Source organism: Mesorhizobium sp. SEMIA396, assembly GCF_024518615.1.
Lineage (GTDB): Bacteria > Pseudomonadota > Alphaproteobacteria > Rhizobiales > Rhizobiaceae > Mesorhizobium.
Map to the genome: position 1 here is coordinate 157,441 of NZ_JANIFC010000014.1, position 22,330 is coordinate 179,770.

At 60.7% G+C, this 22,330-nt stretch carries 22 protein-coding genes and 1 pseudogene; 9 read left to right on the top strand and 14 right to left on the bottom strand.

Features of this window, described 5'->3' with window-relative positions; genetic code table 11:
• Positions 1-26: 26 nt before the first annotated feature.
• The gene (locus NP503_RS28595) at positions 27-296 is read left to right on the top strand and encodes a hypothetical protein (protein WP_236383369.1); all 270 of its coding nucleotides are present in this window, start codon (positions 27-29) and stop codon (positions 294-296) included.
• On the opposite strand, the gene NP503_RS28600 is transcribed toward NP503_RS28595, so the two are convergent.
• From NP503_RS28600 to NP503_RS28630, 6 genes are all read right to left on the bottom strand, one after another.
• Positions 221-445, bottom strand: a complete 225-nt coding sequence (locus tag NP503_RS28600; protein WP_164748849.1) for a KTSC domain-containing protein — start codon at positions 443-445, stop codon at positions 221-223. The two genes, NP503_RS28595 and NP503_RS28600, sit on opposite strands and share 76 nt — an antisense overlap.
• A 693-nt stretch (positions 446-1,138) precedes the next feature.
• Positions 1,139-1,327 carry a hypothetical protein gene (locus NP503_RS28605; protein WP_236383367.1) on the bottom strand — a complete coding sequence of 63 codons (189 nt, stop codon included), beginning with the start codon at positions 1,325-1,327 and terminating at the stop codon, positions 1,139-1,141.
• The gene (locus tag NP503_RS28610; protein ID WP_127266527.1) at positions 1,327-1,467 is read right to left on the bottom strand and encodes an entericidin A/B family lipoprotein; all 141 of its coding nucleotides are present in this window, start codon (positions 1,465-1,467) and stop codon (positions 1,327-1,329) included. Before NP503_RS28610 ends, NP503_RS28605 begins: the two co-directional genes overlap by 1 nt.
• 12 nt (positions 1,468-1,479) lie before the next feature.
• Positions 1,480-1,671, bottom strand: a complete 192-nt coding sequence (locus NP503_RS28615) for a hypothetical protein (RefSeq protein WP_127266528.1) — start codon at positions 1,669-1,671, stop codon at positions 1,480-1,482.
• 722 nt (positions 1,672-2,393) lie between these two features.
• Positions 2,394-2,591 carry a hypothetical protein gene (locus NP503_RS28625; RefSeq protein ID WP_127266529.1) on the bottom strand — a complete coding sequence of 66 codons (198 nt, stop codon included), beginning with the start codon at positions 2,589-2,591 and terminating at the stop codon, positions 2,394-2,396.
• A 42-nt stretch (positions 2,592-2,633) separates the two neighbouring features.
• On the bottom strand, positions 2,634-3,455 hold the full coding sequence (locus NP503_RS28630) for a hypothetical protein (protein ID WP_236383366.1): 822 nt from the start codon (positions 3,453-3,455) through the stop codon (positions 2,634-2,636).
• Positions 3,456-4,013: 558 nt separating this feature from the next.
• Between NP503_RS28630 and NP503_RS28635 the strand changes: the two genes are divergently transcribed.
• Genes NP503_RS28635 through NP503_RS28645 form a run of 3 tightly spaced genes read left to right on the top strand, consistent with a single transcriptional unit; the run spans position 4,014 to position 9,476 of the window.
• On the top strand, positions 4,014-4,778 hold the full coding sequence (locus NP503_RS28635; RefSeq protein WP_127266530.1) for an ImuA family protein: 765 nt from the start codon (positions 4,014-4,016) through the stop codon (positions 4,776-4,778).
• Positions 4,690-6,213, top strand: coding sequence for a DNA polymerase Y family protein (locus NP503_RS28640; protein WP_127266531.1), 1,524 nt, complete (start codon positions 4,690-4,692; stop codon positions 6,211-6,213). Before NP503_RS28635 ends, NP503_RS28640 begins: the two co-directional genes overlap by 89 nt.
• Positions 6,210-9,476 (top strand): error-prone DNA polymerase, encoded by a 3,267-nt coding sequence (locus NP503_RS28645; RefSeq protein ID WP_127266532.1) that lies wholly within the window; start codon positions 6,210-6,212, stop codon positions 9,474-9,476. The genes NP503_RS28640 and NP503_RS28645 overlap by 4 nt, the downstream gene beginning before the upstream one ends.
• 85 nt (positions 9,477-9,561) lie before the next feature.
• Here the strand turns inward: NP503_RS28645 and NP503_RS28650 are convergent.
• From NP503_RS28650 to NP503_RS28665, 4 genes and pseudogenes are all read right to left on the bottom strand, one after another.
• A pseudogene (locus NP503_RS28650) lies at positions 9,562-10,415 on the bottom strand (alpha/beta fold hydrolase).
• 154 nt (positions 10,416-10,569) lie between these two features.
• Positions 10,570-11,280, bottom strand: a complete 711-nt coding sequence (locus NP503_RS28655) for a hypothetical protein (protein ID WP_236383365.1) — start codon at positions 11,278-11,280, stop codon at positions 10,570-10,572.
• Positions 11,281-11,285: 5 nt separating this feature from the next.
• On the bottom strand, positions 11,286-11,879 hold the full coding sequence (locus tag NP503_RS28660) for an SOS response-associated peptidase (protein WP_127266533.1): 594 nt from the start codon (positions 11,877-11,879) through the stop codon (positions 11,286-11,288).
• 82 nt (positions 11,880-11,961) lie between these two features.
• A complete protein-coding gene (locus NP503_RS28665; protein WP_127266534.1) occupies positions 11,962-12,228 on the bottom strand; it encodes a hypothetical protein in 267 nt (88 codons plus the stop codon).
• A gap of 128 nt (positions 12,229-12,356) precedes the next feature.
• Here NP503_RS28665 and NP503_RS28670 point away from each other — a divergent pair, with 128 nt between their 5' ends.
• The 3 genes from NP503_RS28670 (at position 12,357) to NP503_RS28680 (ending at position 16,261) form a co-directional block, all read left to right on the top strand.
• On the top strand, positions 12,357-13,322 hold the full coding sequence (locus tag NP503_RS28670; protein ID WP_127266535.1) for an ArdC family protein: 966 nt from the start codon (positions 12,357-12,359) through the stop codon (positions 13,320-13,322).
• A gap of 137 nt (positions 13,323-13,459) precedes the next feature.
• Positions 13,460-15,574, top strand: a complete 2,115-nt coding sequence (locus NP503_RS28675; RefSeq protein WP_127270413.1) for a ParB/RepB/Spo0J family partition protein — start codon at positions 13,460-13,462, stop codon at positions 15,572-15,574.
• Between the two features lie 57 nt (positions 15,575-15,631).
• A complete protein-coding gene (locus tag NP503_RS28680; protein WP_236383364.1) occupies positions 15,632-16,261 on the top strand; it encodes a LysR family transcriptional regulator substrate-binding protein in 630 nt (209 codons plus the stop codon).
• A 69-nt stretch (positions 16,262-16,330) separates the two neighbouring features.
• On the opposite strand, the gene NP503_RS33460 is transcribed toward NP503_RS28680, so the two are convergent.
• The 3 genes from NP503_RS33460 to NP503_RS28695 form a co-directional block, all read right to left on the bottom strand.
• Positions 16,331-16,546 carry a plasmid partitioning protein RepB C-terminal domain-containing protein gene (locus NP503_RS33460; protein ID WP_372958892.1) on the bottom strand — a complete coding sequence of 72 codons (216 nt, stop codon included), beginning with the start codon at positions 16,544-16,546 and terminating at the stop codon, positions 16,331-16,333.
• Between the two features lie 318 nt (positions 16,547-16,864).
• A complete protein-coding gene (locus NP503_RS28690; protein WP_127270415.1) occupies positions 16,865-17,098 on the bottom strand; it encodes a hypothetical protein in 234 nt (77 codons plus the stop codon).
• A gap of 1,168 nt (positions 17,099-18,266) precedes the next feature.
• Positions 18,267-19,130, bottom strand: coding sequence for an ATP-dependent DNA ligase (locus NP503_RS28695; protein ID WP_127268874.1), 864 nt, complete (start codon positions 19,128-19,130; stop codon positions 18,267-18,269).
• A gap of 184 nt (positions 19,131-19,314) precedes the next feature.
• On the opposite strand from NP503_RS28695, the gene NP503_RS28700 reads away from it, so the two are divergent.
• Both NP503_RS28700 and NP503_RS28705 read left to right on the top strand, forming a co-directional pair.
• The gene (locus tag NP503_RS28700) at positions 19,315-19,488 is read left to right on the top strand and encodes a hypothetical protein (protein WP_164748842.1); all 174 of its coding nucleotides are present in this window, start codon (positions 19,315-19,317) and stop codon (positions 19,486-19,488) included.
• A gap of 121 nt (positions 19,489-19,609) precedes the next feature.
• The gene (locus tag NP503_RS28705) at positions 19,610-19,816 is read left to right on the top strand and encodes a DUF3606 domain-containing protein (RefSeq protein ID WP_127268872.1); all 207 of its coding nucleotides are present in this window, start codon (positions 19,610-19,612) and stop codon (positions 19,814-19,816) included.
• Positions 19,817-20,221: 405 nt separating this feature from the next.
• Here the strand turns inward: NP503_RS28705 and NP503_RS28710 are convergent, their stop codons facing one another.
• Positions 20,222-22,153, bottom strand: a complete 1,932-nt coding sequence (locus NP503_RS28710) for a PAS domain-containing sensor histidine kinase (protein WP_127268870.1) — start codon at positions 22,151-22,153, stop codon at positions 20,222-20,224.
• Positions 22,154-22,330 lie beyond the last annotated feature (177 nt).

Genomic DNA, 22,330 nt, shown 5'->3' on the forward strand with positions numbered 1-22,330 from the left:
GTGCGATTCAATTAGCGCGCGCTAAAATGGTTCCGGAACATTTTAGACGAATTGAATGTTTGACAGTTATGACGAAGCTATCCGACCTTGGACCGCCGATTCCCGGCAAGCAGCACGGCGGCGAGCCTGCCGACGAGCTCAACAATTTTATGACCTGTCCGGTGTGCGGCCAGCAGTTCGACATGCGCGACTTCCGCCAGGTCGCTTGGCACAATCTGCCTCAGCATGAGCCGCTGGAGCCGGAGCTTGCCACAGGCCGGAACGCGAAATGGTTGCGGATGCGATCGTTGAAATAGCGGCCCTTGGCAAAGGCAGTTTTAAAATCGGCGTAGGTATCAGGCGGCACGTCCAGAAAGTCGTACTGCCTGCCGCTCGCTACAAACCACACCGATAGAACCCTGGTGCCCGGATTGTATTCGAACCTGCGTATCGAGGTTGACGGCATGGTGCACCAGATGCTGCTAGCGAGCGGCCCGCGAGATGGCCCGCCCACTGAGGAAGCGGGAGCGGGCCGACCACGGCTGTACGTCCATGGCCATCATCGCCTCCACGGAAGGGGCGGTGACAGAATTTCAACTCCCATTGGATTGCGGCGTTCCACAGATAAACAAAAAGGCCCGCCACCTCTCGGCAGCGGGCAGTGTAGGTCGCTAGGATCACCCAGCGGTAACTAAAGTACACCCCGTCTCGCCAAAAGGGAAATGTTAGATATCTCTAATGTATGATTCGGACCCCGGGGGCTGACCGTAGCGTATCAAATCCGAGAATGTCTTGCGGGCCAGGTGATAGCGGAATACCGGGCTGGGGCCCCGACATCCTATTGCGCCGCCGCACAGGCAACGAAAAGGTCCCTGACGCTCCACCGATCCGGAAACTACTTTCTTAAGGTGACCGACGAGAGCAACGGCAGAGTGTTCGCCTACCAATACGCCGACTTGCTCTGCTGAGTGGGTCTGAGTAGCGGCTGCTGCTCACCTCCGGGTCAAAAACCCGCCGCCCCATTCATAGCAGCGGCGGGCCGTGCCTAGGGATAGTTGGACTAGACGGTGTGTTGATTCACCGCTGATGGATGGCTGAGGTGCAAAACCATGCAACCACAAACCCCGATACGCGACAGAAAGCCGTCGCAACGTCAACTTTACTCAAGCCGGAATTCAACCGCATGCTTGTCGGCCTCACTAATAAGGCCGCTGTCCATGGCGGCTTCGAACGCCTTGGTGAAATACTGATCATCGGAAGCCTCGTGATTCTGCTGCGCAAGATCGATCGGCAGAGCTCCGATCACGCGGCCCGTTGTCTTCTCGATGACCGTGACGGTCCTCTGCATCAGGGTTTATTGACCGTGTCGTCGACTGCGTTGGCCGTCGATTTGACGTCCCTGCCGACGCCTCGGACGGTGTTGGCGCAGGCCGCAAGGGCCAAGGCACAGGCAAGAATGACAACCGGTGTGATGCGTAGCAGTCTCATGGACGGGTTCTCCTATTTGTGGTTATCAAGTCCGCTTTGCCGTATCGCACCTGTAACCGCCATCACCTTGTTGTGGGCGGCCGCTTCATCTGCGGTGTCAAAGGGCGTTGCGATGGTCGTCCCATCCAGAGCCAGTAGCACAGCCAGGAACGGAAGGCCGATCAGCGGTGGTGCGTAGACGTACGCTGGGCGGGCATTCTTCATCGCCCATGTAGCACCCTTTGTCGGTCAGGACCTAATCCACGCCCTGAAGACCAAAAAGCCCGCCAGCCGGAGCCACCGGGCTTCCAGTGGTCAAAGACCTGCTCAGGTCGCAGAAAGACCCGACTCGATGACTTGCGCCGTGATTGAGGAAAGAATTCCCCGCTTGGTCAGGACTGGCTTTTCATAGGCTTTTTTCATAGCTGTTCCTCCCTTTTCACCCACCGAAACTGCTTTGGGGCAATTAACTTGTCAAGCTGATGCTAAAATGGCCGCCAGTGACGCACGCCACGCGTCGCGATCGTCGCAGAGAAGACGGAGAATGATCCGGTGCGAACCAGCGGGCGAAGAACTTCGGTCGCGTTGGACGGCAAACGGGCAATCCAGATCGACGGCTGTCCTGTCGAAATTGGTCGACCAAGACTTAGCCGGCCCCCCCAAATCCGGGGAACGATGCTAACGGGAGAGCGCTACATGGCCGGGCCCACCTACCGCCGGCATGCAGCGTGAGCAAGTCGTGATCGATCGCAGCGGCAGTCCGTCAACCCGGCGCCGCGAGTCGTGCGCGAGAGCACTGGCTTCCGAGCGTTTCCTCCAGCCGAGCCAGTCGGCGACTGACAACGGATTTGCGACGCCCAGCCGCCCCTCCGCACGATGCCTGGTCCCTGCGTGATCTCCCGAAGGTCCTGGCTTCGGCTTTTCTGATCTGGCACATCGTCGGACACTCAGCGCGTCTTGCCGGAGCGAAGATGCATCTCGATCTTGTTGATGGCCTTGGTGAGGATATCGACCGCCTGCAGATTGACTGCGAAGTCGAAGTTCCCTTGCGCCGTTTCGAATATCAGAACGCCGACCTTGGTCTCGTCGTCGCTCATCATGCCTGTTCCAATGCCGGTCGGCATATAGGGTGGTTTTTCTGACATGGTTCTCTCCTCGGGTGCGGTGTGGGCTGGTCAGGTTTTTAGCTATCCAGCGTGCGACCTGGAGTGGCCAAGCACGATCGATCGACGATGGCCGTGTAACCCGTTCACCGCTAATCGAAATGCATCGACTGGCCGCGCATCCGCCAGGGTCAGTGCGATTGCAGGATTTGCAGGTGGCTTCTCCATAAGCAGGGAGCCGTCGAAATCGCGCCATGCCGCCATCCGCAATTCTTCACCGTCTTCGCTGGCTGCAGGATCGAAAACGTGGGCATCGTAGGGGTCCTGGTCAATCTCGATCGTCCAGTCCTTGAGCGCCTTGCGAGCCATTTCTTCCACCTGGGCGAGGTTGCTGGTGAAGAAGGGGATACGGTCGCCATTTTCCGAAAGCGGCTCGACCTGATCCAGCGTCGGCCGCTCGGGCACCCAACCAAGAACGAAGGCAATATCGAAATCGATCTGGCGGTCCGGCCCGGTCGTGGTCTCCAACCGGGTGACAACATCGGGATAGAGCTGTTTGCGCGCCGGCCACGTGTCCGGGAGCGCCTCGGCCTGCAATCTCGTTCGGGGCACGTCGATCAACTCCATGATCTGATGGCCCGGAACTTTATCCTCCGGCCAGCCCGCACAACATGCAGTCGTCGCAGCCTCGTCGGCTTCCATCCAGACCGAAGCAGCCTGGTCCTCGTCCTCGGTTGGCTGGTCGTCTTCCGGAAAGCCTTTGATATCCCAGCCTTCCAACGCGAACAAACCTTCCGCGCCTTGCAAAGCCGTAATCCCGGCGCGCGCGAAGACTGCTTCGGCTGCCGTGACCCCGCGTGCCAGTTCCTCGGGCGTTGCACCTTCAATGTTCAAGCGAAGTTCCATGGTTCGCCTCCATTATCAAACTCCCACAGTGAACAAAATAAGAACAAAGGTGTCAATAGACTCCTGATGGCTTGGAAATAGGGTAGTTTTTTCAATAGGATAGCGTACATCAGGCAATCGGTTGAGGCTTCGTGCTCAATCCCAACGCAACTGCATTCATGGCCGCTGCTACACGGACCACTGCGGACGGGGACAGTCGGTCCCGCGTCCCGTCCTGCGGCCGGCGCTATGCTGACGCTCCTACGGCTGTCCTGTTAACCGCCCGCGGCGGGGGCGAATTTCCTCCGTCCCGCGCGCGACAATGTCCGCCATTGCGGGCGCGCGCGGGACTGCGGTTTATACGCCGTTTTTCCTTGTGCGCCGCCAACCGCCGGCGCGAACATCCCAACAGGACAGGTGGCCTCGACGCCTCGTCCTGCTGGCAAACGGTTCTTTCGGTGCCACCGGGCGGTCGCGACAAAATTTCTTCCGCGGCACCACCTCGCCATGCCATTGACTCTTTATTAGGAAGGGAACAAATGAGGAACATTCCGCCAGCATGTCGCGTTCAGGGGACAGATGAGTGCATCGACGCCAAACGCTGCTATTTCCGATCTGCGAGGTCGCATTGCGCGTCTCGAAGGCGGTAATGCGCGCAAAAGAGCGGTGCTCCCATTCGGAATCTCCTCGATCGACAGTCATCTGCCAGGCGGGGGTGTGGCGCTTGGCGCACTTCATGAAGTTGCCGGCGGCGGCAATGGAGCGATCGATGGCGCTGCAGCGTCGCTTTTTGCAGCCGGGATTGCAGCGAGGACGCAAGGCAAGGTGCTGTGGTGCGTGACGCGCCAGGATCTGTTTGCGCCGGCAATCGCACAGGTCGGACTGCATCCCGACCGGGTGATCTATGTTGAAGCCGGTGACGACAAATCCTTGCTCGCCTGCTTCGAGGAAGGTCTGCGGCATGTCGGTCTTGGAGCGGTGGTCGCGGAAGTGGCGCGCCTGTCCATGACTTCCTCGCGCCGGTTGCAACTGGCATCGGAAGGCTCCGGCGCGATGGGCATCGCCATCCGCCGCTGGCGCCGCCAGACCGAAGCCGCCGATTTCGGGCAGCCGACGGCGTCTGTCACCCGCTGGCGGGTTTCCGTGCTGCCGTCGCGACCGCTGCCTGTGCCCGGCGTTGGTCGGGCGCGATGGCAACTTGAACTGATCCGGTCTCGTGGAGGGGAAACACTCGATATCGAAGTGGAGGCTTGTGATGCCAAGGGTCGTCTCGCTATTCCTTCCAAGCTGGTCGACCGACCGGCTCAAAAGGAAATTGGGCGACGTCTCGCCGCCACCGGATAAGCCTTTGGTGCTGGTCGGGCGGCACGGTAATCGTCGCCTGGTGACTGCGGTGGATCGCGCGGCACTGGAAGCGGGCCTGCGCGTCGGAATGCCCGCGACCAAGGCACAGGCCCTCGTCCAGGGGCTGGCGGTCATGGATGCCGAACCTGAAGCAGACGCGCAGGCATTGGATCGGTTGGCCCTGTGGGCTTTGCGGCGGTACGCGCCGATTGTCGCAGCAGAACCTCCCGACGGATTGGTGATGGATACCACGGGCGCCGATCATCTTCATGGCGGTGAACGCTTGATGCTGGCCGATATGGTCGAACATCTCGGCAAGGTCGGCTTCTCGGCGCGCGCAGCCATAGCGGATAGCTGGGGTGCTGCTCATGCGGTGGCGCGATACGTGAAGCAGACCGTCAGCGTGGTCGCCGTCAACGCAACGCAGGATGCGATTCTTCCACTGCCCATCGCGGCACTGCGGTTGCCCGACGCAATCGTCAGGGGTTTGCGGGTTCTCGGCTTCGACAGGGTAGGCGAGCTTCTGCAGCAGCCGCGCGCGCCACTGACGTTGCGCTTCGGGCCGGAACTCGGCCGCCGGCTTGACCAGGCTGCTGGACGCCTCGCCGAGCCGATTGAGCCGGTGCGATCAGCGGATGTGGTCGAAGTCCAACGTGCCTTTGGCGAGCCCATCGGTGCGGCCGAGACAATCGCGCGCTATGTCGGCAAGCTTGTTCAAGCGCTGTGTGTCGATCTCGAGACCAAGGGCCTCGGGGCCCGGCGGCTCGACCTGCTGCTCTACCGCGTCGACAACCGCATCGAAGCCGTTCGCGTCGGCATGGCCTTGCCTGTCCGCGATGTGAAGCGGCTGACACGGTTGCTCTGCGACAAGATCGAGATGGTCGATCCGGGTTTCGGCATCGAGTTGATGCGCCTGTCCGCGCCCTTGGCGGAATCACTCGCCCCCAGGCAGACCGTTTCGTCGCTGATCGAGCAACGGGATGCAGACATCTCGGATTTGATCGACACACTCGGCAACCGTGTCGGTGAGGAAAAGCTCTATCGGTTTACCCCGGTTGCCAGCGATGTGCCCGAGCGTTCTTTCCGGCGTGTAGCCGCTGCATCCGCTGAGACCGGCGACGCATGGCCAGACCATTGGCCGCGTCCGGCTCGCTTGTTTGCCGTGCCGGAGCCGATCGAGGCCATTGCGCTGCTACCGGACCATCCTCCGGCGAGCTTCACCTGGAAAGGCATCCGTCGACGGATCAAGCGCGCCGATGGTCCCGAGCGGGTTTTCGGCGAATGGTGGAAGCGCGACGCCGAGCTAACTGCCGTGCGCGACTATTTCCAGGTCGAGGACGAAGCCGGCGAGCGGTTCTGGATTTATCGCGCAGGCGACGGCGAGGATACCGCGACCGGCTCGCATCGCTGGTTCCTGCACGGCATCTTCGGATGAACGCGTGCTATGTCGAGCTGCAATGCACCTCGCATTTTTCCTTTCTGCGGGGCGCGAGTTCCTGTGAGGAACTGTTCGCGCAAGCAGCCAGCATGGGAATGCCCGCCCTTGCCATCTGTGATCGCAACAGTCTGGCCGGCATTGTCCGCGCGCACGAGGCTGCAAAGGCAACCGGCGTCAGGCTGATCGTCGGCTGCCGGCTGGATCTGGTGGAAGAGATTTCCATCCTGGTCTACCCGACCGGTCGCGCGGCCTACTCGCGGCTGTGCCGCTTGCTGTCGCTGGGCAAGAAGCGTGGCGGCAAGGCGAAATGCGTGCTGCATTGGGCTGACGTTGTCGCCTATGGCGAGGGGCTCCTTGCAGTGCTCGTGCCCGACCAGGCCGACGACGAATGCGCGCTCTGGCTCAGGCGGTTGCGCGAGGCATTTGGCGATCGCGCCTATATGGCGCTGACGTTGCGGCGCCGTCCCAACGAGGCGCTGCGGCTGCACGATCTGGCCAATCTTGCCGGACAGGCGCACGTGCCAACGGTTGTCACCAATGATGTCCTGTTCCACGAACCGTCACGGCGCATCCTGCAGGACGTCGTCACCTGCATCCGGCACAATGTGATGATCGATGATGCCGGGTTTCGGCGCGAGCGGCACGCCGACCGATATCTGAAGCGGCCCGATGAAATGGCACGGCTGTTCAGCCGCTCCCCCGAAGCGCTCACGCGGACGATCGAGATCGCCGAGCGCTGCCGGTTCTCATTGGACGAGCTTGCCTATCAATATCCCGAGGAGCGGATGCTGCCGGGTCTGACACCGCAGCAAGCCTTGGAGAAACTCACCTGGGAGGGCGCGACGGAGCGCTTTCCCGAGGGCGTGCCGGACAAGGTCGTTGGCACGCTCAGGCACGAGTTGCAGCTCATCGAGAAGCTGCAATACGCGCCGTATTTTCTGACGGTCAACTCGATCGTTCGCTTTGCCCGCAGCCAGGGCATTCTCTGCCAGGGCAGGGGATCAGCAGCCAACAGCGCCGTCTGCTATGTGCTCGGCATCACCTCGATCGATCCCGACCGCAATGACCTGCTGTTCGAACGCTTCGTCTCGGAGGAGCGGCGTGAGCCGCCTGACATCGATGTCGATTTCGAGCATGAGCGTCGGGAAATCGTCATGCAATGGGTGTTCGAAACCTATGGCCGCGAACACGCCGCGCTCTGCTCGACGGTCATCCGCTATCGCTCGAAGGGCGCCTTGCGCGATGTCGGCAAGGCGCTTGGACTGCCCGAAGACCTCATCAAGATGCTGTCCTCGCAAGTGTGGGGCTGGTCGGACGAAGGCGTCCAGCCGAAACATGCCGAGGAGCTGAACCTCAACCTCGGCGACCGTCGCCTGCGTCTGGCGCTGGACTTGGCCAGGCAGCTGATCGGCGCGCCGCGGCATTTGTCGCAACATCCGGGCGGCTTCGTCCTGACCCGCGACAGGCTCGACGATCTGGTGCCGATCGAGCCAGCCGCGATGAAGGATCGTCAGGTTATCGAATGGGACAAGGACGACATCGACGCGTTGAAGTTCATGAAGGTGGACGTGCTGGCGCTCGGCATGCTGTCCTGCATGAAGCGCGGTTTCGATCTGCTGGCCGAGCACAAGGGCATCACTCTTGATCTCGCGACGATCCCTGCCGAGGATCCACGCACCTATGCGATGATCCGCAAGGCCGATACGCTCGGCACCTTCCAGATCGAATCCCGCGCCCAGATGTCGATGCTGCCGCGCATCAAGCCGCGTACTTTCTACGATCTCGTCATCGAAGTGGCGATTGTCCGGCCGGGTCCCATCCAGGGCGACATGGTGCACCCCTATCTGCGCCGCCGTGAAGGCAAGGAAGACGTCGTCTATCGCAAGCCAGAGCTGGAAAAGGTGCTCGGAAAAACACTGGGCGTGCCGCTGTTCCAGGAGCAGGCGATGCGGGTGGCGATTGAATGCGCCGGCTTCACGCCAGGCGAAGCGGACCAGTTGCGCCGCGCCATGGCGACCTTCAAACACACCGGTGGCGTTTCCAGCTTCGGCGCCAAGCTGATCGGCGGCATGGTGAAGAACGGCTACGAGCGCGAGTTCGCCGAAAAGACCTTCAAGCAGCTCGAAGGCTTCGGCAGCTATGGCTTTCCCGAAAGCCATGCCGCCAGCTTCGCCCTGATCGCCTACGCCTCGTCCTGGATGAAATGCCATCACCCCGATGTCTTCTGCGCCGCTCTTCTCAACGCTCAGCCGATGGGCTTCTACGCGCCGGCGCAGATCGTTCGCGATGCACGTGACCATGGCGTCGAAGCGCGCCCTGTCTGCATCAACGCCTCGCGTTGGGATTGCACGCTCGAGCCCACCGCCGATGACGGTCGGTTCGCTGTCCGGCTTGGTCTGCGCATGGTCCGGGGTCTTGCCAACGCCGATGCTGCGACCATTGTCATCGCACGCGCAGACCAGCCCTTTGCGTCGGTGGATGACCTCTGGCACCGCGCCGGTGTTCCTGCTGCCTCTCTGGTTGAACTCGCCCAGGCTGACGCTTTCCAACCATCCCTATTGCTGGCGAGGCGTGAGGCCCTGTGGGCGATCAAGGCACTGCGCGACGAACCGCTGCCACTGTTTGCGGCGGCCTCCGGCCGCGAGCAGCGGACGGTATCGGAGATCCAGGAGCCCCTTGTCGCGCTGCGTGCGATGACCGCCGGCGGCGAAGTGGTCGAGGACTATGGACATGTTGGACTGACCCTGCGCGACCATCCTGTTTCCTTCCTGCGCGCCGACCTGGGGCGCAAGCGCATCGTCTCGTGTCGCGAGGCCATGCAGGCGCGCGACGGGCACTGGCTGGAGGCGGCTGGCCTCGTGCTGGTCCGCCAACGACCTGGCTCGGCCAAGGGCGTCATGTTCATCACAATCGAGGATGAGACGGGCATTGCCAATCTGGTCGTGTGGGTCAAGGTCTTCGAAAAATATCGCAGGGTCGTGCTCGGCGCCGGCATGATTGGCGTTTATGGTCGCATCCAAAGGGAAGGCGAGGTGGTCCATCTTGTCGCTCATCGTTTGAGCGATCTTTCCGCCGATCTGGCCAGCGTTGGCGATCGTGAGTCTGCCTTTCCCCTGCCGCATGGCCGCGGCGACGAATTCCATCATGGCAGCCCGACGCCCGATCCGCGCGGCATGCCGAAGGGGCCGAGGCCGCGGAATATTATCGATCCCTATCTGCACATCGACCAGATCAAGGTGAAGACACGGGATTTCAAATAGGGCGGTGCAAGAACGGGTCTGCCGAACAATGGCTGGGTTCGTCGACACGCATGGGCGATCGCTCAATCGGTGCTTCTGTCATTTTTCAGAGAAAGGCCTTGAACGCTGCTGCGAGAGCGGCGGGATTTTCTTCGGCGACATGGTGCCCGCTCCTGATTCCGTAGCCCCCCACGTCGTCGGCCCAGTGCTTCCAGATGGCAACCGGATCGCCATAAATCTGCTCCAAATCGTCGTCGAGTGACCAAAGACAGAGCATCGGACAGCGCACCTCCTGCCGGCATCTCGATCTTCGCGGTCGTGGCGATGGTCGATCCTTATGCCAGCGCGGTAGTCTTCGACCATGCCATGGACGATGGCTGGATCGTGGATGAATGAAACCAATTCGTCATAGGCATCGTGTCCCATCTCATCTGGCCGCAAGTCACTATACCATGCCATCGGGTCTGCCAGGATGGCCCGTTCCGGCTTCTCGGGTTGAGCAAAGAAGAACCAGTGGTACCAATCGCGGGCAAAGTTCCAGTCGGCCCGTTCCAGATGCTCGATAACTGGCAACCCATCCACGGCAATCAGCTTTCGCACCAGGTCGGGATGGTCCATCGCCATTCTGAAAGCGACCAGACTTCCACGATCATGCCCGGCGACGAAGAAAGCGTGGTGGCCCAACCTTTCCATCACCTCCACCAGCGCCGAAGCCTTTGCCCGCTTGGACGAGAACCTGCTCTCGGGGTCATCGGCCGGTACGTAGGAGCGACCGAAGCCCGGAAGGTCGGGGCACACGATCCTGAAATCTGCTGACAGCAAGTCCGCGACCTGGCCCCACGTCATATGCGCGAGAGGATGGCCATGGATCAGAAGCAGAGGCGGCCCAGATCCGCCATGCCGAAGCCTTGTCGGCCCGCCCTCGGTTTCCATCATTTCAAGCACGAAGTTGTCGAACATTGGCCATCCTCAAAAACGGGCTGTTGTCGGCTTGAAGAACTCCTTCAGCATGGAATGGTTCGGGACCGGCCAATCGCGACTGCAGATCGTTTCGGCTCCCGGTTAGCTTTCGCTCAGGGTCCATTCTGGACGCGCGAGTGGCTACAAGGCGGATCTAACGGAGCAGGCCCTCGTCGTCGAACGCGTCCCAGCCCTTCAACTTGGGCCGGGGAGCGTCATCTCTGGGGTTATTCCCGGCGCCGCGAACCTTCTCGCTACCCTTTCCCGCCCGCGTCAGGGCAGCCTTGCCGGCGCCACGTCGCCTGTTCTCTGTAACTTGCTGCGCGTCTTCTTCGCGCCAAAGGCTTGGCAGATCACGATCAAGGATGTCCTCGATGTGCTTGGGATCGAACACGTGGAAGGTGACGGCCTTGGATCGACCGCGCATCTTCACGGTGCGGGTGCCAATGCTTTGCAGCCGTCCGTCTTTCAGCCACTTGTGACGCTCACGCGAAGAAATTGCGAGGATGTCCTCCGCCTCGCGCGGCAGGACCGGGAGTACTTCGATGGTTTCCAGGGTCTTGGCGATCTTGTTCGAGGCGGCCTCGAACTCTTCGGCATCGTCTTCGCGCATCCGCAATGTGATGCGACCCGTCTCGGCTTTGATGTACTTCCTCACCGCCCATGGCAGGCGGGCACGTATTTCACGCTCGATACCTTTCGTGCGCACCGACGAGCCAAGCGTGGCTGATGGCGGAAGTGGCCACTCGGCAATCAATGACAACGAGGTGCTGACGCTTTGGCCCGAGCCGCGATCTCGAGGGGCCGCAATTGCCGCAGCGATGCCGCTAAGAATCTTCCGTGTTTGCGCAAAACGCACCGGCATCTGAGCTAGTCGCTTCCTTGTCGCACGGTTTCTACCGCCAGCGACCCGGCCGGCAGGGCCTTCAACAGCTCCACCTCGGGTTTCGTGAGGTAGATCCATGCCGCCCAATCGTCCGGGCGCAGAACCACAATCTGGCGATTGTGGATGGGCGCCACGTCCGGGCCGGGTTCCGTCGTCAGCATAGCGAACGTCGGGGGCTTGTTGCCTTCGCCATCGCGCCACAGGCCGGCGATCGCCATGAACGAGGCGCCGTTGAGCGTGAAGCGATGCTTAGCCTTTGGAGACTTCTTTCCGGTGAATTCGAAGAAAGCCGACGCCGGAATAAGGCAGCGCTTGCTGTTGGAGAAGTTCCGTCCTTCCGAGCGGAAGTTGAAGATCGGCCCGCCTTTGGGCCCGGAGGGCGGAAAGGCAAAGGTCATGCGCGTGAGTTCGATCGTGTCGCCGGCGGCGCGCATGATCGGGGCGGGATCACTGATGCGGATGTCATCCGCCTGCGGCAAATCCAGTTCGGTTTGATGGGTGGGAATGTCGAGCGCCAGCAATTGCATCATCCTGCAATATTCGGCCCAGGCGATATGCTGCTCATAGTCGTTGCACATGGCTGCCCACGCTTTCAGTCAGTTGATGACTTATAACAAATAACGCGGCTTGGCTGCGGCGCCACCATCGCGAGATTTTCCGCTATGCCCGAAATCTCGCGATCTGCTTGAGCATCGCGCGGTTTGTCGGTGATGACATCGCCGTGGCTCGCTCAAGGTCAGGCTCATCAGACCATCTTCGGAAAGCCGCGCCCAGCGCCTGGCCGTCCTTGACAAAGAACCACTTGCCAACAAGCGGCATGCTGGGCCGGTCGACGCCAAAGCCAAGCACACGCGCTATAATGTGGGGCACCAATTTGCGACGGCCTTCACCCATACGGGCTTCCATGCCTGACGTGAGATCGGCCACGCCGATGCTACTTCCTGCCGCCGTTGGGTACCGAGACGGGTCGATGAGAGTGAGAGTGCAGACCGGGTTTGCCGTGACGGGTTGAAGGTCGGGAGAGAGGCTCCTGGCGCCCGTCGCGGAGAACCGCGATGCCCAGAAACACCGCTAGCGCCCGTTCCGGCAACGACCGGCCAGGCCTCTATACGGCAATCACCGACAAGATCATCGCCGAGTTGGAAGCCGGACGCATTCCATGGGTGCAGCCCTGGGGCACGGCGGCGGCAAAGGCGCCGCTCGCCATGCCGGAAAACGCGTCGACCCACCGTCGCTACTCCGGCATCAACATTCTGATCCTGTGGGGCGCGGTCATCGAGCACGGTTTTACCGGCCAGAGCTGGCTGACATTCCGCCAGGCGCTTGGGCTCGGCGGCAACGTCAGGAACGGAGAACATGGGACGACCATCTTCTACGCCGACCGCTTCGTGCCCGACGATGAGCGTAACCGAGCCCGCGAGAGCGGGCACGAAGCACAGCCGGTCCCATTCCTCAAACGCTTCACAGTCTTCAACGCCGATCAATGCGAGAACCTTCCGGAGGACGTCGCCGCCGTCGCACCACCGCCTCCGCCGGGCATGATCGAACCGCAAGCAGAGGCGCTGATCCGGGCCACCGGCGCGGATTTTCGGATCGGAGGCAGCCGCGCCTTCTACAGCCCTGCGAGCGACTTCGTGCAGGTCCCGCCGCCAGCCGCCTATTTCGAACCCATCAACTGGCACCGTACCGCGTTCCATGAACTGGGGCATTGGTCGGGTCATTCCTCCCGCCTCGGGCGTGATATGGCCGGTTCCTTCGGCTCGAAATCCTACGCGCGGGAGGAACTGGTGGCTGAGATGGCCGGGGCCTTTGTCTGCGCTTCTCTCGCCATCGTGCCGACGGTGCGCCATGCCGACTACATCGGCTCGTGGCTGGCGGTCCTGCGCGAGGACAATCGCGCCATTGTCCGTGCCGCCAGCGCCGCCTCGAAGGCCGCCGAATTCATCCTCGGCTTCCAGCCTGGCGTGGATCAGCAAGCCACCGCGGCAGCGGCGAACGACAAACGGGAAGCGGCGTGGTGAGCCACGCAGAACCGGAGTCGGACCGCGCTTCGCCGGCTTCCCGGTTCGGTGGCCAGGAGAGTGAGAGGGGTGCCGGTATTTCATGACGGGTTTGGGTCGAGAGAGAGGCTCTCGGCCACCGTCGCGGAGAAAACACCATGGCTACTGCCGTTCAAAAGATCACCTTGTCGTCCTCGCGCGACATCCCTTTCAACAAGTTGGTGCTCGCCCAGAGCAACGTCCGGCGCATCAAGGCCGGCGTCTCGATCGAGGATCTGGCGGCTTCGATCGCCCGCCGGGGCCTGATCCAGAGCCTCCATGTTCGTCCCCTGCTCGATGCCGGCGGCGACGAGACAGGCATATTCGAGGTGCCGGCCGGCGGTCGCCGCTACCGCGCTCTCGAAATGCTCGTGAGCCAGAAGCGGCTTGCCAGGACCGCACCCGTTCCTTGTGTCATGGGCAACAACGCTGTCCTGGCGGAGGAAGTTTCGCTGGCCGAGAACATCGATCGCGTCCCACTTCATCCATTGGATGCCTATCGCGCGTTCAAGGACATGCGCGACAAGGGCATGTCGGAGGAGGAGATTGCCGCCGCTTTCTTCATCTCCGTCACCATCGTCAAGCAGCGCCTGAAGCTCACCGCCGTGTCGCCGGCGCTGCTCGATGTCTATGCCGACGCCGGAATGACGATCGCTCAACTCGAAGCGTTCTCGGTCAGTGACGACCACGCAAAACAGGAGCAAGTGTGGGAGGCGATCAACAACAGCTGGTCGAAAGAGCCATACCAGATTCGCCGCATGTTGACGGAGAACACTGTCCGCGCTTCCGACAAGCGTTCCGTGTTCGTTGGGCTCGATGCCTATGAGGCAGCTGGCGGCCAGGTGCTGCGTGACCTCTTCCAGTCGGATGACGGCGGATGGCTCCAAGACGCGCTGCTGCTCGACCGTCTTGTCGCCGAAAAGCTCCAGCTCACGGCTGATGAAATTGCCAATGAGGGCTGGAAGTGGATCGAGGTCGCGGTGAGCTTTCCCTACGGCGCCGCGAACGGCTTGCGTGAACTCCACGGCACGCCCGTTGACTTGACCGACGAGGAGCAGGCAACGCTCGGGGCGCTGCGTGACGAGTTCGACAAGCTGCAGGCGGAATACGAAGAGGCGGACGAGTTGCCCGATGAGATCGACCAGCGGTTTGGCGAGCTTGAAGCCGCCATTTGTGCGCTGGAGGCGCGCCCCGTCCACTTCGATCCGGTCGACATTGCAAAAGCGGGTGTCTTTCTCAGCGTTGACGCCGATGGATCGCTTCTCGTCGAGCGTGGCTATGTGAAGCCGGAGGACGAAGCTTCCGTTGCGCCCGATGGCGAGAGTGACTTCGGGGCCGGGGGAACCGACGATGGGGCGACGTCGGTCCAGCGGGCGGTAATTACCATCGGCGGCCAGCCAGCTCAGCCGCAGGATGATGAGGAGGATGGCATCAAGCCCTTGCCGGATCGCCTGATCATGGAACTGACCGCCGAGCGCACGCTGGCGCTACGCGACAAGCTCGCGAACGATCCGGCGATCGCCTACCTTGCCGTGCTCCACAAGTTCGTGCGCGACGTGTTTTCCCGCTACAGATCACAGGGTGTCGCGATGGAAGTCTCTGTCCGCGGCACGGTTTTCTCGGCCCAATCTGCCGAGCTTCGCGACACGCCTTACGCGCACGCGGTCGAAGTCCGCCACGCGGCCTGGGAAACCCGTTTGCCTGGGGGGGTCGACGACCTCTGGGATGCGCTTGCGGCGCTTACTGACGACGAGCGAGCCGCGCTTTTTGCCCATTGTGCATCCTTCGGCGTGAACGCCCTTTATGAAAAGGCCGATCGCTATGGGAACGGCGCTATCTCGGCACATGGCGTGCAGGAGCGTCTCACTGAGGCCGATCACCTGGCCCGGGTAGTCGGCCTCGACATGGTCGATGCCGGTTGGCGGCCGACGGTCGGCAACTATCTCGGGCGCGTCACCAAGGCACGTATTATCGAGGCCGTTCGCGAGGGTGAAGGCGAGAGCGCCGCCCAGCTTATCGACCACCTCAAGAAGGACGACATGGCCAAAGAGGCGGAGCGGCTGCTGGCCGACAGTGGCTGGCTGCCCGAACCGCTGCGGCTCATCGACCTCGATGCCGAGGGCGCGTCAAACGCGGACGAGGCAGACAAAGCGCTGCCCGATTTTCTCGCCGGTGACGACGAAGACAGTCGGGGCGACGAGAAGAGTGAGCAGCAACTCGACGCCGCGGAATAGCCTCGGCTTCGCGGATGATCTGGCTGCCCGGCACTTGCAAGAGCGCCGGGCCTTTTTGTGTGCGGTGGTCAGAGTGAGAGGGCGGGCGCGACGGGTTTGAGCCCGTCCGGTCAGAGAGAGCGCCGGAGGGCTTTCCCGTGTCGCTCTCCGAACGTCCGGTCAATTTCTGGAAGCTACGACCAGATCGGCGAGTACATCTTGGCCGGTCGCGCGGATCTGGGGATCTCGAGATTGCCGCTGGACCCACGCCTGTTTGAATGGGCGCCGCTCGGGTCGGCGCGCAACGTGTGCATCTTTCATCCCGACCACCGCTTTTCACAACAGACCTGTATCCAGGCGCACGACCTGGCTGGCGAAACGATCGTCGATATCGATCCCCAGTTCGCCGCCCACCAGATGAACTTCAATGCGTTGCGCTTCGCCGGCGTTGAGCCGAACATACTGGTGGAATTCGACTGCAACGGTCACGAGGCCGGATACGTTTCGGCTGGCCTGGGCATTTCCATAACCAATGAAATCATTGCGCGTGAATACGAAGCGTTTAACCTCGAAGCAAAACCGGTGGAACCGTCAGCTCTTTATCATTACGTCGCGATTTGGCAGAAGGGCAGGACCTTTTCGAATGCTCTGAGCGTGTCGCTCGAGGCGATTATCGCGGCCTTTTCCACCGCTCCTGCGAAAGGATGAGATTTCTCAGAGGGCGGCTAGAGAACGACGCTAGGCAGCCGGCGCGGCGCCTGCGGCCGCACTGGGAACTCAAGCCGTTTCCAAAACGCCTTGGAATTGAGCGAGTTGCTTTGGAAAATGATGAGCGAGGTAGCGTACCAGTTTGGGGCTATCCATCAGCCGGTTGAGGTGTCCTCGTACCGCTACAAGTTCGAGGCCCCACGAACCAATGTGCTCAGCGGAGTTTCGAAATTCCTGGCTCAACTCGGCCTGGCAGGGGCTGCGTGAAAAATGAGCTGCCCGCATTCGTAAACCGGCTAAGCCACTTGCTGCTGACTAACGGCTTGGAAGTGCGGCAGCGTCGCCTTTTGAAAAGCATGAGCTCGAGGCAGCCATTTCATACGGTTCCTGGCCGCATCAACCAGTTCCTCCTCGCGGGTAAGGCCGTTCACAAAGAGCTTTAGCAGGTGAGAAGCCGCTTTTTCGGCATCGGGCGAAGTAAGCGGCAATTTGCTCTCGTCGCACACAGTCGGGCAAATGCGAGACAACATTTCAATCTCGCACGGACCAAGGCAGTGACCAGGGTACAACATAATTTTCCTCCATACGGCTGTGGTTGCAAGACTAGCCTACGGACTGGGCCTGCCGGTGGTTCAACCTGGCGCGCATCAAGACCATCAGCACAGTCTCGTCTTTGATGCCTGTTTGAAACAGTCGGACCAACTCTGAGGCGAGTTCCCCGGCCTCAACAGAAGTGGTTAGAATCTCGTGTTCCTCACAAAGCTGCGAGAATACAATCCTCAGCGTGCCCAGTTCCTCAGGGAAAATAGGTTGCGCGCCGCCGATGGGGAAATTCATATGAACGTCCTTTGAATAATACTGATCTTGAGTGCTGAAGAATGGCTCCAAAGCCAGCAACGGTCATTATCATTTGCGTACAAGGCGGCGCTTGGTAAAAATCGTACAAAATTTCTTTGGAGGCGCCGGCGTGTGTTCCGAGACGCCAGCGCATGCAAGGATGGGCCGGAAACTGCGCTACCTTAAGCGGCCTCTATCTCTACCGACTAACGATGCTGTTCGTCATGATCTTTGGCGATGGATGATCCCTTCGATGACTCTCGCGTCGGCATCGTATTCCGCCGCCCGCGCGGCCATGTGCCAAGCTGTGTCTTTCCCGAGCGGCTTGACTTTTGCCGTCCGCATCGCGAACTCAGCTCTGGCGCGCCCTGAGAAGACTGCAAGGGGCCCCTCCGTGGGCAGTTGCTTGCCATCAAATGTAAGGACACCTCGTTGAAACACCCGAGCAGAGGCCCGTCACTGATTTCCCTGAAGTCCAGTGACGGGCGGCCTACTTCGTCAGACGTCGGCTAGCGCTAAATCTTTCTCGTAGGGCTGGAACAAGCTTTCGCAACCGAAGTTGGAAATGTGCTTGGTTGAGACAAGTCCAAGCTCTGGTGCAAGGCCCGTCGCTGTCAGTGTCCTTCAGCGGCGGGCTTCCTTCGTCAGACCCTCGACGGTCTCAATAATCGCCTGGGCAGAGCTTCGCCTTCGTGGATCGGTTCGGGGCCGTAGAGACCAAGGAGGGCTTCCTCAGATGGCAGCACGCCGGGCGGGCATACCTGCTCGTAGCCATTCGGACGAGCTTCAATGCGGCGCGTTCGCCAGTTTCTTCGGTTGCCACAGGGGCATCGGTTCCATGTGTCAAAGGTGAGGTCGGCACGATCAAGTTACCACGCACCGGTAACGGTGAGCGTGCCGACCCATCTGGGCACAAAGGTGGGCTAAATGACCAGGCCTGCAAGCTACTGGCAGAATGAAAGCGCAGCAATTAATCCTGTTGGCCTAGACTGCCCGTCAGGCCATTCCGCGATAGCACCATAGGCATAAGAGTCGGGGATATATTAGCTTGTGCTTGCGGCGGCCCACCCCGCCCGCCCGGCCGGCGCCTAACGTCCCAACAAACCCGCCACAGGCGCCGGCCACCCCCGCACCGGTCGATCCCGAGATGTGCATCGTGGGCGATGCGTCATGCCTTTGCCTCCCGGATCGCCCGCAGCGTGGCGTGGCGTAGTTTATTTTCGCGCTTGAGGGTCTTCACGCGTCCGACAAGGCCAGGTTTGATCCATTCGGCATCGGGCTTGTCGGCGCCCCTCGGTGGCGCGCCTTTCCCCTCTTGCACCTTGGCATAGAGGCGTTCGCGCATGGCTTTGGTCAGGGCGATGTTTGCCGAGCCGACGTAGCGGCGTTCCGCATCGCGGGTTGCCATCAAGGCGAGTGGAGCCGAACTGGGCGTTCGCTGCACGCCTGCAACTTCAAAGTCGACTTCCTCATAGCATTTCGTTTTCAGCCACGCTTCGGTGTCGCCTGACCGATAGACGCTGTCAGGCCGCTTCGACACCATGCCCTCTAGGCCCATGCGGTCAACCGCGGCGTAGAAGTCATCCCCGCCGCCATGCACATGGTGGCTGTACTGGATCACGCCCTTGGCAGGCCTGACGAGTTCGAGCAGCTTTTCCCGGCGTGCCAGCAATGGTTCGGGGCGCAGGTCGATGCCGTCATGGTGCAGCAGATCGAAGGCAACGAAGATGATCCGATCCGGCGCCCATCGCATCGCCGACCGCAGCGAATGGAAATCCGACACGCCTTTCTCGTTAAGGACGATTGCCTCGCTGTCGATGATTGCCGACTTCGGAATGGTTGCCGCCGCCTCGACAATCGTCTTGTACGTCGATGACCAGTCGTAGCCCCTTCGCGTGATCGCTCTGGCCTTGCCGTCCTCAACAATCACCTGGGTACGATAGCCGTCATATTTGATTTCGTGAATCCAGTTGTCCCCTGTCGGCGGCACCTCGACAAGCGTGGGGAACATCGGCCGGATGAACTTCAACATACGCTAACTCGGACTGACCGACTTTAAATTAGAAGAGGCTAAAATAGTTGCAAAGGAACGCACCAGACGCTTGGGCAGCTCCGGAGCACCTTGAGGAGCGTTATCTTGATCCAGCGGCTGAAATCGCTGGAGCGCCGCTTGGCCGGCTCAAGGAACGATTCCGCCCTCCCGGTGTTTCAATCCCATGACAAACATCACGAAAGGCCGGGGAATCGCGATGGCGGCCGAAGTCGCCAGTGCCAAGCAGCGCCTCGAACGGGCCGAGCTCGCGATTGAGCGCTCGGAAAAGATGGTGGCCCAAAACATCGAGCGGTCGGGCAGGATTCGGCGTCTGATCGAGGCCACACAAGATCAATAGCCTCCACAAAGGATCCCGTGCGGGCAGAACCAAGCCGGCGCAGGGCCAACTCTGCGACAAGCGCTGGCCACCCTTACGTGGAACCGGCGCCACTTGCGCTGCTCCGCTCAGGAGGACAACCATGCCAGATGACAAAAGCAGGCGTGATTTTCGTGATCGAGACCGCGTTTCGGGCGACGAGGAATACGAGGTCGGCGATCTCGCCAGCAAATTCCAGCTTACTGGTGGAGCATATTCGGCCCTTCGCGAACCACAGGGACGCCAAACACAACCGGGTGAAGTCGGTGCGCACAGTTCACCATTCATTTACAATATTAGCGGAGGTTGAAACTCGGACATGCTAGGTAGCTCGTACATGCCCTTAGCCTCGGTGCAGATCCAGCGCCGGGGCTTTTCTGTTTCGCGGCTGGGTAGGCCTGTCCGCACTCCTGCTTGACTGCGCGGACTGCGAGAACAACGCCTCGCGGGTTCCCAATCCTTGCAAACAGTTAGATCCGGGAGCTAAGTGCGGCATAGGCTGGTAGGGCAGGAGACCAGAGCGATCTTTCGAAGAACGAAGCCGTCCTCTCTCACGAATCGGCTGCTTGAACGTACACTTTCCATAGAAACCTCCCTTCTGACCGCTGAGCAGGTTGCCGCTTCGCAAGTACTCTCGGCACAGAGAAAAATATTGGAGGGTTTTATCCGAGCTTGACGCATCAAGGAACTCAAAGGGGTTGTCTCTCAGGCCACCCTACGCAACATTAGCGGTTGCTATTGCGTTCGCCAATTCTTCTTCTGTAAACGGCTTGCTGAGAATCTTGATGTCGCGAGTCCCCGGGAGTTCGGCGTAGCCCGTTGCTATAATGACGGGTACGTGCGGCCACTGGACTTTGATCGTATTCGATAGCTGCAGGCCCGTCATTTTCGGCATAGCATGATCCGTTATAACGAGGTCGAACGGGTGCTCCTCCAAAAGCCTGAGGGCTGCCGCCGCAGAATGCGCCTCCGCGACAGTATGGCCGAGATCCTCGAGCATTGCCGCGGTATTCAAAAGGACCAGGGCATCGTCATCCACTGCCAGGATCCGCAGCGACGCCGTCTCAATGGCTTCCTCGGCAAGAACATCCGGCCCGCGCGCGACTTCCGAGCTCGCGGTGGCGACCGGCAGCCACAGTTCCGCCGTCGTCCCTGCTCCCTTGCGGCTCCTAAGCGTCAGGCGCCCGCCCATTTGTTCTGTCATCCCATGTACCATAGACAGACCGAGACCCGTGCCTTTGCCAACGCCTTTTGTGGTGAAGAACGGTTCTGTCGCCCGAGCTAGTGTTTCTTCGTCCATTCCTTCGCCAGCGTCTGCTACCGAGAGGCAGACGTATGGGCCTGGGGCCAAGCCTGCCTCTTTGCTTTCGCCGACCTGTTCCATCCGAGTGGAGATGACGATCGTTCCGCCGTCAGGCATCGCATCCCTGGCATTGACGCACAGATTGAGCAATGCGAGTTCGATTTGACTTTCATCCACCATCACATGATCGAGCGAGAGCGGAAATTTGGTCTCGATAGTCGCTCTTGAGCCCAGCGATCGCTCCAAGAGCTCCTTCATTCCATGTATGAGCTCAATCAAATCGACAGGCTTCGGATCGAGTTGCTGCCGCCGCGCGAAAGCCAGCATGCGCTGCGTCAACGACGCTCCCCGTCGCGCCCCGAGCACGGCATTATCCAGAAGACGCAGCAATTGTGGATCGTCAGGTAGCCGTTTGCGCAGCAGCTCAAGACTACCCAGAACCGCCATCAGCAGATTGTTGAAGTCGTGAGCGACACCGCCCGTCAGCTTACCGATCGCATCCATTTTTTGTGACTGGAAAAGGGCTTCGCGTGCCTGATCCAATGACTCCTGCGCCTTCTTCCGTTCCGTTATGTCCCGCGTAACCTTCGCGAAACCCAGGAGTTCGCCATCCTCGTGCCGAATGGCGTCGATGACCACATGGGACCAGAACGCAGTACCGTCTTTGCGTATCCGCCAGCCCTCGCGCTCAACTCGCCCCTCGCGAGCAGCGATTTCCAAGGCGCTTTGCGGAGTGCCTCGCTCGCGATCCTCGGGCGTGTAGAACTGCGAGAAGTGCTTGCCGACTATTTCGTCGGCCGAGTAACCTTTGATGCGTTCTGCACCCGAGTTCCAGCTCGTGATTACGCCTTCAGGATCAAGCATATAGATCGCGTAGTCCGTCACGCCCTGAACCAGGCGCTGGAACTGCTCCTGACCTCTCCGGATTTCATCCTCCGCTTTCTTGCGCTCGGTAAGATCACGGGTGACTTTTGCGAAGCCGGTTAATTTGCCGCTTGGATCGAATATAGGATCAACCACAACATGAGCCCAGAAACGGCTCCCGTCGCGACGCACTCTCCAGCCCTCGGTTTCAAATTTGCCATTGCGGGCTGCTGTCTCCAGAGTCCGCGATGGAAGACCAGCTTCGCGATCTTCCTGCGTGTAGAAGCACGAGAAATGCTGACCGATGATCTCGCTCGCGGAATAGCCTTTGAACCGCTCTGCCCCCGCGTTCCAACTCGTCACGGTTCCCGAACGGTTCAACATATAGATCGCATAATCGGTAACGGCCTCGACGAGAACGCGGTAGCGATCCTCATCGGCTTTATCGACGGTCCCTTGAATCATACCCCATCCGTTCATCTGTCAACTTCATGAAACTGCTGGCGTCTCGGATGGTTCCACAGACGAGGGGAAGGCGTGCGTCCTTATGTGGCACAGGCCGTGATTGCCGTGGCCTGCAACGAGCTACTTGCCTGACGGCGGCGCGGCCATTACAGAAACTGGAATTCCAGATACTGGGGTCGGGCCGCCGGTCGG

What these genes read in the sequence shown, in the direction of transcription:
- NP503_RS28640 (WP_127266531.1), top strand. Translation starts at nt 4,690, where the DNA reads ATGCCAAGGGTCGTCTCGCTATTCCTTCCAAGCTGGTCGACCGACCGG.
- NP503_RS28615 (WP_127266528.1), bottom strand. Translation starts at nt 1,671, where the DNA reads ATGAAGAATGCCCGCCCAGCGTACGTCTACGCACCACCGCTGATCGGC.
- NP503_RS28605 (WP_236383367.1), bottom strand. Translation starts at nt 1,327, where the DNA reads ATGCAGAGGACCGTCACGGTCATCGAGAAGACAACGGGCCGCGTGATC.
- NP503_RS28690 (WP_127270415.1), bottom strand. Translation starts at nt 17,098, where the DNA reads ATGAATTTCCCCATCGGCGGCGCGCAACCTATTTTCCCTGAGGAACTG.
- NP503_RS28705 (WP_127268872.1), top strand. Translation starts at nt 19,610, where the DNA reads ATGCCAGATGACAAAAGCAGGCGTGATTTTCGTGATCGAGACCGCGTT.
- NP503_RS33460 (WP_372958892.1), bottom strand. Translation starts at nt 16,546, where the DNA reads ATGCGGGCAGCTCATTTTTCACGCAGCCCCTGCCAGGCCGAGTTGAGC.
- NP503_RS28630 (WP_236383366.1), bottom strand. Translation starts at nt 3,455, where the DNA reads ATGGAACTTCGCTTGAACATTGAAGGTGCAACGCCCGAGGAACTGGCA.
- NP503_RS28660 (WP_127266533.1), bottom strand. Translation starts at nt 11,879, where the DNA reads ATGTGCAACGACTATGAGCAGCATATCGCCTGGGCCGAATATTGCAGG.
- NP503_RS28645 (WP_127266532.1), top strand. Translation starts at nt 6,210, where the DNA reads ATGAACGCGTGCTATGTCGAGCTGCAATGCACCTCGCATTTTTCCTTT.
- NP503_RS28625 (WP_127266529.1), bottom strand. Translation starts at nt 2,591, where the DNA reads ATGTCAGAAAAACCACCCTATATGCCGACCGGCATTGGAACAGGCATG.
- NP503_RS28670 (WP_127266535.1), top strand. Translation starts at nt 12,357, where the DNA reads ATGCCCAGAAACACCGCTAGCGCCCGTTCCGGCAACGACCGGCCAGGC.
- NP503_RS28635 (WP_127266530.1), top strand. Translation starts at nt 4,014, where the DNA reads ATGAGTGCATCGACGCCAAACGCTGCTATTTCCGATCTGCGAGGTCGC.
- NP503_RS28700 (WP_164748842.1), top strand. Translation starts at nt 19,315, where the DNA reads ATGACAAACATCACGAAAGGCCGGGGAATCGCGATGGCGGCCGAAGTC.
- NP503_RS28595 (WP_236383369.1), top strand. Translation starts at nt 27, where the DNA reads ATGGTTCCGGAACATTTTAGACGAATTGAATGTTTGACAGTTATGACG.
- NP503_RS28655 (WP_236383365.1), bottom strand. Translation starts at nt 11,280, where the DNA reads ATGCCGGTGCGTTTTGCGCAAACACGGAAGATTCTTAGCGGCATCGCT.
- NP503_RS28695 (WP_127268874.1), bottom strand. Translation starts at nt 19,130, where the DNA reads ATGTTGAAGTTCATCCGGCCGATGTTCCCCACGCTTGTCGAGGTGCCG.
- NP503_RS28600 (WP_164748849.1), bottom strand. Translation starts at nt 445, where the DNA reads ATGCCGTCAACCTCGATACGCAGGTTCGAATACAATCCGGGCACCAGG.
- NP503_RS28675 (WP_127270413.1), top strand. Translation starts at nt 13,460, where the DNA reads ATGGCTACTGCCGTTCAAAAGATCACCTTGTCGTCCTCGCGCGACATC.
- NP503_RS28710 (WP_127268870.1), bottom strand. Translation starts at nt 22,153, where the DNA reads ATGAACGGATGGGGTATGATTCAAGGGACCGTCGATAAAGCCGATGAG.
- NP503_RS28610 (WP_127266527.1), bottom strand. Translation starts at nt 1,467, where the DNA reads ATGAGACTGCTACGCATCACACCGGTTGTCATTCTTGCCTGTGCCTTG.